This is a genomic window from Lacinutrix sp. (assembly GCF_037625555.1).
Lineage (GTDB): Bacteria > Bacteroidota > Bacteroidia > Flavobacteriales > Flavobacteriaceae > Lacinutrix.
In genome coordinates this window covers 1-3,849 of the sequence record NZ_JASJHV010000038.1, presented here as the reverse complement: position 1 = coordinate 3,849, position 3,849 = coordinate 1, and the positions used below count along the sequence as shown (strand labels likewise).

Sequence of the window (3,849 nt, the reverse complement as noted above, 5' to 3'; positions counted from 1 at the left end):
TTGAAAACCTCCATTGGAATCATTAGTATCAGAAGCAATAACGACATCTCCACCTTCAGTGGAACTGTCTCCAGTAGCAATGGTCCATAAACCGCCACCACCAGTATTTGCATAAATCCCTCCTTCAGATAAAATACTAATATTACCGGTATTTACATAAGAAACAGGAGTTATGCCATTAACTGCATTTGTATTGGCAGATTTACCTATAAATAATCCTGTGCTAGTATATAAGGTTCTAGACTCATGACCTTTAGCATGCATTATTATGTCACCAGATCCAGCTAAAATTTGGGTCTTAGAGCCGCTTCCCCAAAAATCTAGTCCAACCCCTATCTCCCCAGTTAAAGTATTTCCTTCAATAATAATATCCCCTTTGTTGTCTGTTGTTGTAGTAGATTGAATGAGTATGTTTTTATTGGCAGTTCCCGTACCAAAGTATACACCTCTAGAACTAGAAGAAGTTCCCTGAATTTCAATAGCAGTGTCAGATGTACTGCCTGAATTTATAACGAAATCATCAATGGCATACAAGCCATATTGGGTAGCAGTTGTAGAAGCAGTTAAGGAAATTTTACCTAAACCACTATCTAGGATGGTTGCGCCGCTAAATAATATACCGTTGTGAGCCGTACTGATCCCGGTGAGTTGAATATCCCCAGAAACACTCTCTAATGTTAGCGCACCATCAAATGAAATACCTCTACTTCCAGAAGAATTTCCAGTGATATTCAAATTACCAGATCCAGTATCTATGCTTAAACCACCATTATTCCAAACCCCATGATTTGTGGTACTCTTTCCCTCTATATTAATATTTCCAGACCCACTATCTAGTGTTACACCTGTTCCAGTAAAACCAACACCAACACCCCCTCCTTGACCTCTAATAATAATGTCTCCACCGCCAGAGTTGAGCGAAACATTAGCACCTAGATCTGCAGACCTTATGTCGTCATTGTAGCTTCTATAAGCATAACCGTCTGGTAAGCCGTCATTATTAGAATCTAAGCCTCCTGCCAAAACAATCTTACCACCTGAAGTGCTAACGTTATTTGTTCCTCTTAGATCAACTTCGTTATTTGCCTCTCCTGATGTTGTATTAACCGAGTTACCCCATAATATAACGTCTCCTCCATTTGTTGTGAAATCTACGTTTGTTTCCATTACCACGTAGCCCTGGCCCATAATTAGTATGTCTGAATTAGAAGCTCCTGACGTATCAAAGTCAACATCATTTTTTAAGTATATACTATGGCCATATATAGAAATGGGGCCAGCAATTTCAATGTCATTAAATATTTCAATGTTTGCAGTATTTGAGGTATTTCCAATTGTTAAGCCCCCTAATGTGTTATTAAAAGTCCAGCCAGATGTTGAAAAATAAGAAGAAGAAAAACTACTGCTATTGGGTTCTATAAATATTTTTCCTGTACCCGATATTGTTTTGGAGGTTGGGTTTGGAGCGTCATTTTTCAAAACTAAAGTACCATCAGAAATAGTTGTACTTCCAGAAAAGGTGTTATTGTTTGAAAGCGTCAGTGTACCTGTTCCTGATTTAATTAAATTTCCTGAGCCAGAAATGATTCCTGATAAATTATTATTAGCACTATTTGTATCTACTTCTAAAGTAGCTAAACCAGTAATATTTGATGATCCTGAAATTTGACCAGCAGCTGTTTGAAGTTTTAAACTGCGAGTACCTGCAAATGAAGCATTGCTTGAAAAAGTAGTTTCAAATACATCATTTATTTCTGCTGACTCATCTGGATCATTTGAACTCAAACCGTGGCGCATAATTAAATTTCCATCTCGTTCTGCCACAAAAGTTATATCTACATATGCATCATTAAAATAGCTGTTAATAGCTATATTTTCATCTTCATCTACAATATTATATTGAAGTCCATAATTAGCATTACTAACAGTTATACCAGAATAATAGGCTCTAACCGCTCTAAAATAAAGTGAACCTGAACTTGAGTATGAACCAACTTGTATTCTAAATGCCTCATTATCCCAACTGTCCCAAAAAAACAAACGCATGGAATACTCCTTCCCTGTCACTATATCTACTCCAGTATCTATATCTGTATCATCATTACTTCCATCTTTACGACCTGACCAACTCATCAAATTATTTGGTGAGCTAATAGACCATTTAGTATTTGTATATTCAATAACTCCTTCTCCTAGTTCTAAATTACCCGAACCTGTATTGTAAATAACGGCGCCTCCACTTTTTAGTAATTTAATATCACTATTGTTGAAATCTAGATTACCATTTGAGGTTACAATAGATTGATCACCCGACTTTTGTAAATGAACGTCCTGACTATTAAAATTTACTGAACCTCCATTCGTAACAATATCACCATCTAAAAAAACCTGATCTCCCGACGCATTTAGATTAAGAGTTAAGGCTGCGTTTGTAGAAGAAATATTTTTTAAATAAATATCTGCATCTGCGGTTAAAGTTAAGGTTGTATTATTCGAGCCAGTATATATAAAATCATTTGTTAAGACAATGTGACCACTTCCAATCTGATGACCTCCTCCATGTGAATTATCAAAAACACTATCGATTCCGCTATTTGAGCTGTTCGTGGTTAAAATACTCACATTAGATGAATTTAGCGCTGTATTTAAAGTATTCAATTCAGCTGTTCCAAGAAAATAGTTGTAAGGATCTAACAACCACAAACCAGTTTTGCCATTAATTGACTCTGTAGATAAATTAATCCCTTCTGTCTCTAAAAGACCTCCAGAGGTCTCAATCTTTCCACCATCTCCAGAAATACTGCCTCCTTTAGCAAAAATACTGCCCTGGGCTTTGGTAACGGAGTTTGGATCTTTGATGTTAGACCACAACACCACCTTTCCTCCATCTCCGTTTTCAGTGGCACTGGCGTCTATGAAGGCCTTGGCATGCATGCTTACTTTGGTGGCCTGCTTTAATTTATTTGGATCTTCAAAAACCCTGTTTTCTTCACTAGCACCTCCTTGCCAGTCCCCACCAACCAGAATATTTCCTCCGCCTGTGTGGCCCTGTGCTAAAAGTTTGGCATTTTCTGAGAGGGTAATATCTTTGGCTTCTAAGAGAATATTCCCTCCTTGCCCGCTGGCCAAGGCAACACTAATGTCACTATCTACACAAATGCTCCCAAGTGCCATAGCGTTATTCGCTACACTTAAATAAATTTCGCCTCCTGGAAGCTGAATGGCTGCGGAAACTTGAATGCTACTTTGTGCTTTAAATGTTAAAAGGCTGCTGTGATTAGATCGGATGGGAGCATCAATGATAAGTTTTCCTCCATTGCCCAACACTTGAACCAACAAATTTTTGTCAAGTGCATTTTCAATGACCCCAGGATGCACACTTGCATCTCCTATGGCTGTTAGGGTGTTTCCAGAAATAGACCAGTTGGTTCCAGAGCTTCCTGTTTGGCCACTATTTGAAATGGTCAAAGTTTGGCCCCATAGCAAGCTAGTTCCTGAAAACAGGAATAAGAAAAGTAGAATGGCTAAAATTCTTTGCAATGAATTGGGGTTTTTATTATTGGGGCAAAACCTAAGTTGCCTTAATTTAAGCATGCAAAAATAATACTACGCGCGCGCGTACACGTAACTATATATAATCAATTGGTGCGATTTCGTGGAAATCGCACCAATTTGTGTAATTTAGGGGCGTAATTAATGTATTCCTTTTTTTTAAAATAATACCTCAACCATGTTTTTAGGGATCCTCTTATTGTTGCTTTTGATGAGCATTTTATTAGCTGTTTTTAACTTCCAATACAATAAAAACACCCTTTTCTTATCTGGATTTTTGTCTCTTTTTGCCTTGTA

Annotated in this window: 1 protein-coding gene; it reads right to left on the bottom strand. The window is 37.5% G+C overall.

The window, feature by feature from the left end:
• Positions 1-3,468, bottom strand: a 3,468-nt coding sequence (locus tag QNK89_RS02045) for an autotransporter-associated beta strand repeat-containing protein (protein ID WP_340169309.1), incomplete at its 3' end; no start/stop codon positions are given.
• Positions 3,469-3,849: the final 381 nt, after the last annotated feature.